Source organism: Thermococcus sp. (assembly GCF_027063845.1).
Lineage (GTDB): Archaea > Methanobacteriota_B > Thermococci > Thermococcales > Thermococcaceae > Thermococcus.
The window spans coordinates 48958-55131 of the sequence record NZ_JAMOQU010000129.1; the positions used below are offsets into that span (position 1 = coordinate 48958).

A 6174-nucleotide genomic window follows, 5' to 3' on the forward strand; every position below is an offset into this window, starting at 1 on the left:
GCGTTTTGGCGGGCCGGGGGGGATTCGAACCCCCGACCTGCGGATTAAGAGTCCGCCGCTCTAACCAGGCTAAGCTACCGGCCCACGACCCGAAACCATAGAGGGGAAGTGTATTTATAAATTTTTCGGTCCTGTCTGTTCGCAACTGTTATTAGGTTCGGGGGCCAAAGTATTATGGGGGCACTGGAATTGGCCGGAGAATTTCAGACTATAAAACTTCTCGCCGAGATTGTTGCCTTCGCTACCCTTACATCTGCCATTGTGTTAGCGTACTCGCTCCGTGATATTCTAGCGGGCTACGTCAATAGGAGAACCTTGAAGGAAGTTTTTCTGGGAATATTTATCTTCTGGCTCGGCTATCTTGAGAACGTTTTTAATGACCTATACAAGACGGAGCTCACAAAGGTTCTTGATGATATCTTGGTTGCCGTTGGCATGACAATAATTGTCGTGACGGCGTTTCAAATGAGAAAGCAAATCAGGGCAGTGAAACCAAAGGTTGTGACCAAAGGACCGAGCTTTTTAAAACCTGGGGCATACATAACCGGGCTTGTGGCGCCTTCTATGATACTTCCCCTTCTTCAGGGAAGACAGCTACTAGCAATCACGAGACATCCAAAACCGTACGAGGAGCATGGTATTCCCTATATCTGGGTTAGCAACGTTCCGGCTGAAAATGCCGTAAGACCCACGGAACTTGCCCCTCTTCTTCACAAAGTGCTCTCAAGTGCCGAGGGGAATACTTTCATAATCGTGGACGGACTTGAGTACTTAATCCTGAACAACGGTTTTGAGCCCGTTATGAAGTTCCTCATGAACCTAAAGGACAACCTTCTCATGAGGAACGCGGGGATGGTGGTGATAGTTGACCCAAAGACCCTCGATGACCGGCAGATTAACCTGCTGATGAGGGAGTTCGAGAGGTTGCCCCTCCAGAAACCGTAAAATTTATAAAGGCCCCAACGCCCTTATATCTGGCAACGCGGGGGTTGCCGAGCCTGGTCAAAGGCGCGGGATTGAGGGTCCCGTCCCGTAGGGGTTCCGGGGTTCAAATCCCCGCCCCCGCACCATTACAAACTTCGCCTGCGCGAAGTTTGACCAAGGTTTGTGATTCTTCTTCAAAAATGCTATTCTAAGAAGTTTGCACTCTCAAATTGCAGTGCTTTCAAGGAATTCTCTTCGAGGAACCCCTGGGAGGGGTTTCTCTAAGAGGCGCTCCTGCGGAGCGCGAGAAAAAAGCAAACCCAAATTCAAACGTTTTTAAAATCAGAAAATTCCACAGCTCACGGGAGCTGTTGAAAGCGCAAACGCTTTTGAAGAAGCCCTTGTTAGAGGAATCACAAACTTTGATGAAACTTTGCCGGGCAAAGTTTCCTTGGTCAAGCTTTTCCCCAAAAGCTTGCTTGTGAGTATTTCACTCCCTAAACTTCTCTTGCCTAGTCCAAAAAGACGGGAATTCCAACGCGGGTCGGTGCGTGGAAGCCATTCTGGTTTTCAAAGAAGGACGAGAGCATTCAGCGCCCGATTCAGGCCAGCGTGGATTCCGGGAAGGTCATGGCGTCAGCCCTCTGGAACGCCGGAATCCCCTACGACATCAACGCTGACGTCTGGTTTTTCAACATTGAAAACCTTACGTGGTATCAGGACATCGGCGGGCTCCCGGTTCTGAAGGCCGTCCTTCACTCCTCGTCCTCAACGTAGGGGGCTGTTATGACCTTCCGTATCTCCCGCGCCTTCTTTGGTCCTATTCCCTCGACTTCCTTGAGTTCCTCCTCCGTTGCTGTGAAAACCCGTTCAACGTTGCCGAAGTGCCTCAAAAGCCTCTTGGCAAGGGTCGAGGAGACGTTGGGAAGGCCCTCCACGATTAGGCGCTGTCTCTCAGCTAAGGTTAGGGCCTTCTTCTCGCTCCTAAGCCTTACCTCTTTCTTCCGCTCCTCCTGCTCGCGCTTGGCGAGGAGGTAGATGAAGCTCGCCGTTTCCTCCTTCCCCGAGGAAAAGAGTACTGGAACACCCCAGTCAACGGTTACAGAGGCTATGGCCCCCCTAATCGCGTTGGGGTGGACGTTCCTGATGCCGTAAAGCTCGCCCTCGATGATTATCACGGGCTTCTCGTAGGCCCTCTTGAGCCTCTCCACCTGGTCGAAGAGCCTGCCGTCTATGATTGACTGTATAAAGTCGTTGGCGCTCTTCCTCTCTATTCCCACCTCCTCGCTGACAACGTAATCGGCGACGTCCAGCGTTTTGACCTCAATCTCTGCCCCGAGCTCCTTCAGAATCTTCGGCACTCCGCTCCTCAGCTCGCGCGAGTCAACGTAAACCACTATCCCCTTCGGCTTCCTCACGAATATCGGCTTAACCGGGATTTTCCCGCTCTTGCTTTCCTCTTTTTTCTCATCTTGAATCCGCGGGGCTTTTGATTCGCCCTTTTTCTTCGATTCCTCAGCCTTCTCCTCGCTTCCGGCCTTCTTGCTCCTGCCAACCTTCAGGAACGCGTCAAGGGAGGTTATCTTGCCCTTTCCCACCTCAATCCTCTCCCGGCCTTTGGATTCTTTTTCAAACTTTGATTCAAGCTCCCTCGCGACTTTCCTTATCGCCTCGAACATGCCCTTCTCCTTCCTCCGGGAGCTCCAGTAGTAGGCCTCGTCGCGCGTTCCCTTGGCCATGAGAATTACCACCTTTCCAGGCCTGTGACGGCCAGTCCTTCCACGGCGCTGAATGCTCCTTATTGCCGAGGGCACAGGTTCGTAGAAGACGACCAAATCAACCTCGGGAACGTCCAAACCTTCCTCCCCGACGCTCGTGGCAACTAAAACGTTGAACTCACCGCGCGAGAACCTGTCTAGGACTTCTTTCTGCTCCCTCTGGCTCATTCCCCTGTCCGTCCCCCTGCTCGCCTGCCCTATGAAGCGCTCCGCCGAGATGCCCATCCCCCTGAGCTCCTCAACTATCTTCCTTCCAGTGTCGCGGTAGTTTGTGAAAACGATTATCTTCGAGTCCGGCTTCTTCTCAAGCTGTTTTCGGATAAGCTCCTTCAGCTTCTCCATCTTCGGGTGGTCGAGGCCAAGCTCCTTCGCCTGAACGAGGAGGTAGGTAACCTTCCTCATGCGTGGGTCTTCCATGAGTTCTCTACCAGACTTTGAGCGGTCCTCGCGAAGCTTCTTAAGGTAGCTCCTGAGCGCCGTTAGTCCCTGGGTCTCCAAAAGTTCAATTGCGTGGTGGAGCTTCATGGCCTTCGCTTGATGCTTCTTGAGGTAGCCGATGGAGTAGTCGCCCTTGGCCATCGCCTGGTTTATCTTTGAGCCCGCTTGAAGGACTTCCCTCTTCGAGATGTCCGGTGAGGAGGAACTCACAAGCCCGGCATCGGCGAGGGGCTTTAGGGAATCCTTGAGCATCTCGCGCAGGATTTTCCTGACATCCTTGTAGATTCCCGGAATCTCGACCTTAACCCAGTCGAAGGCTATCCTCTGGACGTAGGGCTTAACGTCCGGTGAGCTCTCGGTTCTGATTTCTATGCGCTCTATCCCGAGGTTCTCAACTATCTCGCGTATCTTCTCCTCGTCACTGCCCGGCGATGCCGTCAGGCCGAGGACGAGCGGGTGCTTTGCAGTTTTGAGGTACTCCCTCGCTATGAAGACGTAGGCGTAGTTGCCAACCGCCCTGTGGGCCTCATCAACGACGAGCAGAACGACATCCTCAAGCGAAATCCTGCCCGTTAGGATGTCGTTTTCAACGGTCTGGGGCGTCGCGGTAATGACAACGCTCTTCCTCCAGAGTTCAGCGCGCTTCTCCGGTGAAAGCTCGCCAGTGAGGACGTTAATCTTCTCGGGCGGAAGGTTGAAGAGTCGCCTGAAGCTCTCGGCGTGTTGCATCGCCAGAGGTTTGGTCGGAGCTAAGAAGAGGACTTTTCCCCCGTACTTCGAGAGCCTGTAGTCCGCTATGAGCATCGCTATGAGCGTCTTTCCTAAACCCGTCGGCAGGACGACGAGGCAGTTCCGCTCCTTACAGCGGGCGTAGATGACCTCTTGGTAAACGCGGGGCTCGATTATATCACGGCGGAGATAAGACATGTTGAGCCCTTCGGCGGGGAACCATAAAAGCTTTTTTGGATTTAATCGAGCCTATTGTATGCTCCTGACGAGGCACGCAGAGGAGAGACTTGTGAAGAGACTGGCAAAGAGAAAGAAGCTTGAGCGGGTCTACTCGGAACTCTGGGCATTCCTCGACCGCTCGCGGAGGATTGACATTAACGAACGCGTTGTAATTTTCACCGACGGGAGAAAGAGCCTCGTATGTGCCAGGCTCGACTGTGAGAGGCTTCGCCTCGATGAAATCCATGAGCGCGTGAAGGACTTGAAAGGAACCTATAGGTGCGTCTTTCCGGATATGAGGCTCGCGAGGGAAACCTCTCCAGTCAAGTTCCTTTCTGAGATTCCAGACGGTGTTTACTGCTTTTACTTCAACAGGGAAAAGCGGAGCCTCTACATCGGGAGCGAGGAGCCCTTACTCGCGATAACGCTGAGACCCGCGAAAAGACAGGAGCGGGGAAATATTGGAGGGGCCTAATTGGCATCGTCAACCATCGGCACGACCAGTATCTCCCCAAAGGGCTCCTCCTGAACGAGGTCGACCTTGCCCATATTGGCTAAAAACAGGAGGTAGAGGAAGGTCCTCGCGATGACCTTGGGCGTGTTGTCAAAAACCAAATCCCAGAACTTTATGGGCTTCCTCGTTTCCTCGTAGAGCTTTCTGACTATCTCGTAGAGCCTGTTGACGTGCTTCTCGATGTCAACGCGGAAGTCGTCAACTACGAAAACCTCTTCCTCAATCTCCTCGCGCTTCCTCCTCCTCGGCTTCCTCCGCTCGGCCTCCTCAAGCGCGTCCATCAGCGCCTCAAGAAGGTCGTCGAAGGTGTAGTAGCGCTCCACCCTTCTGAGCGGGGGCGCTAAAGGCTCGACCTCAACTCGAATCTTTTCTTCCTTCTCTTCCTCCTCGCTCTCCTCTTCCTCGTAGAGCAAAGCCTCGCTCTTCATTCTGACGAGGATTGAAGCCGCTAAGATTGCCCTCGCCGAAACGCGGAGGTCAAGCTCCTTCATCTCCCTGAGCCTTTGGATGTACTTCTCGGTCAAATCAACGATGTCGATGTTCCACGGGTCAACGCGCCCCATCTGGACGAGCTGGAGCAGTATGTCAATCGGGGTGATTTCCTCTTCCCTTCTCGATTCCATCTTCAGCCCTCCACCCTAATCCAGCCCCTATCAAAGCGCCTGTATTTTCCCTTTGCGGACTGGAACGTCTTCATGAGTTCGCGAAGGTAGCTCTCGTCCGCATGAAGGACTATCCCATCTTCCATTGCGTCCATAATGAGTGGATGCCCCTTCCTGAGCATCTTTAGAACCTCTGTAGGGGTGTATGCCTTCGGGTCGAGGGGTGCTCTCGTTCTGTCGAGGGAGTAAAGGAGTTTGAGACGCTCGTTGGGATTTTTGGGAAGGCTTTCAGCAACTATGAGGATGTCAACATCGCTTCCGATTCCGAAAGTTCCCCTCGCAATTGAGCCGTGGAGAAGGATTAGCTTTGGGTTAAGTGCCCTAACGATGTCTTGGACGTACTGCTGGATTTCTTCCCAGTATGGGATTCCCTCAGGATTTTTCAATCTTCTCATTGGCAAGCCTCCTGATGAACTCTACTATTTCCCTTGCGGAGTTTATTGCCTCTCTGGCGTCATTCTCGCCGTAGTACTCGTAGGGAGAGCCCTCAATATACGCATCGGGGTATCGTGGGGGTATATAATGCCTGTCGAGTAGCCTTGCCCTGTTGAACAGTTCGCTGGGAACGTCTATTCTCTGCGATAACACATCGAGGAGCTTTTTTATCGAGTGTCCATAGGCCATTATTCCCATCCCATACAGGAGAGCCTTAACGGCGTATTCTCCAGCCTGTTGGGCTTTAAAGCATGCCCACGAGTAAAATCCTGCCCTCATATCGCTCTCTGCACTCTTAAGTGTGTACTCTGCTTGGTCTATCCATCTTTTGTACTCTCCACTGTCGAACATCTTCAGCCCTCCAGACGGCCGAACATCTCCCTGTGCTCCTCGTCGCTTCTCCGCCTGATTTCCTCGAGGATTTTCCTGGCCTTCTCAAGGCTGAGCGAGACGACCTTTGAGACGCCGTTCCTCA

Annotated in this window: 7 protein-coding genes and 2 tRNA genes; 4 read left to right on the plus strand and 5 right to left on the minus strand. The window is 52.9% G+C overall.

Going from position 1 to position 6174, the window contains the following annotated elements; translation table 11 throughout:
- Nucleotides 1-6: 6 nt before the first annotated feature.
- Nucleotides 7-84: transfer RNA gene (locus MVO87_RS11020), tRNA-Lys, on the minus strand.
- 90 nt (nucleotides 85-174) lie between these two features.
- Between MVO87_RS11020 and MVO87_RS11025 the strand changes: the two genes are divergently transcribed.
- The 3 genes from MVO87_RS11025 (at nucleotide 175) to MVO87_RS11035 (ending at nucleotide 1701) form a co-directional block, all read left to right on the plus strand.
- Complete coding sequence (locus MVO87_RS11025) at nucleotides 175-945, plus strand: DUF835 domain-containing protein (RefSeq protein WP_297514485.1); 771 nt, start codon at nucleotides 175-177, stop codon at nucleotides 943-945.
- Between the two features lie 37 nt (nucleotides 946-982).
- Nucleotides 983-1070: transfer RNA gene (locus tag MVO87_RS11030), tRNA-Leu, on the plus strand.
- A gap of 484 nt (nucleotides 1071-1554) precedes the next feature.
- Complete coding sequence (locus MVO87_RS11035; RefSeq protein WP_297514488.1) at nucleotides 1555-1701, plus strand: hypothetical protein; 147 nt, start codon at nucleotides 1555-1557, stop codon at nucleotides 1699-1701.
- Here MVO87_RS11035 and MVO87_RS11040 read toward each other — a convergent pair.
- The gene (locus MVO87_RS11040) at nucleotides 1680-4067 is read right to left on the minus strand and encodes a DEAD/DEAH box helicase (protein ID WP_297514491.1); all 2388 of its coding nucleotides are present in this window, start codon (nucleotides 4065-4067) and stop codon (nucleotides 1680-1682) included. The two genes, MVO87_RS11035 and MVO87_RS11040, sit on opposite strands and share 22 nt — an antisense overlap.
- A gap of 58 nt (nucleotides 4068-4125) precedes the next feature.
- Here MVO87_RS11040 and MVO87_RS11045 point away from each other — a divergent pair, with 58 nt between their 5' ends.
- Complete coding sequence (locus MVO87_RS11045) at nucleotides 4126-4563, plus strand: hypothetical protein (protein WP_297514494.1); 438 nt, start codon at nucleotides 4126-4128, stop codon at nucleotides 4561-4563.
- Here the strand turns inward: MVO87_RS11045 and MVO87_RS11050 are convergent.
- From MVO87_RS11050 to MVO87_RS11060, 3 genes are read right to left on the minus strand one after another with little or no spacing between them, the layout of a single operon-like run.
- Nucleotides 4560-5225: a segregation and condensation protein A gene (locus MVO87_RS11050; RefSeq protein WP_297514496.1), complete on the minus strand. Its 666-nt coding sequence runs from the start codon at nucleotides 5223-5225 to the stop codon at nucleotides 4560-4562. The genes MVO87_RS11045 and MVO87_RS11050 overlap by 4 nt on opposite strands.
- Before the next feature lie 2 nt (nucleotides 5226-5227).
- Complete coding sequence (locus MVO87_RS11055) at nucleotides 5228-5659, minus strand: nucleotidyltransferase domain-containing protein (protein ID WP_297514499.1); 432 nt, start codon at nucleotides 5657-5659, stop codon at nucleotides 5228-5230.
- The gene (locus MVO87_RS11060; RefSeq protein ID WP_297514502.1) at nucleotides 5637-6050 is read right to left on the minus strand and encodes a HEPN domain-containing protein; all 414 of its coding nucleotides are present in this window, start codon (nucleotides 6048-6050) and stop codon (nucleotides 5637-5639) included. The genes MVO87_RS11055 and MVO87_RS11060 overlap by 23 nt, the downstream gene beginning before the upstream one ends.
- Nucleotides 6051-6174 lie beyond the last annotated feature (124 nt).

What these genes read in the sequence shown, in the direction of transcription:
- MVO87_RS11045 (WP_297514494.1), top strand. Translation starts at nt 4,126, where the DNA reads ATGCTCCTGACGAGGCACGCAGAGGAGAGACTTGTGAAGAGACTGGCA.
- MVO87_RS11025 (WP_297514485.1), top strand. Translation starts at nt 175, where the DNA reads ATGGGGGCACTGGAATTGGCCGGAGAATTTCAGACTATAAAACTTCTC.
- MVO87_RS11060 (WP_297514502.1), bottom strand. Translation starts at nt 6,050, where the DNA reads ATGTTCGACAGTGGAGAGTACAAAAGATGGATAGACCAAGCAGAGTAC.
- MVO87_RS11040 (WP_297514491.1), bottom strand. Translation starts at nt 4,067, where the DNA reads ATGTCTTATCTCCGCCGTGATATAATCGAGCCCCGCGTTTACCAAGAG.
- MVO87_RS11050 (WP_297514496.1), bottom strand. Translation starts at nt 5,225, where the DNA reads ATGGAATCGAGAAGGGAAGAGGAAATCACCCCGATTGACATACTGCTC.
- MVO87_RS11055 (WP_297514499.1), bottom strand. Translation starts at nt 5,659, where the DNA reads ATGAGAAGATTGAAAAATCCTGAGGGAATCCCATACTGGGAAGAAATC.
- MVO87_RS11035 (WP_297514488.1), top strand. Translation starts at nt 1,555, where the DNA reads ATGGCGTCAGCCCTCTGGAACGCCGGAATCCCCTACGACATCAACGCT.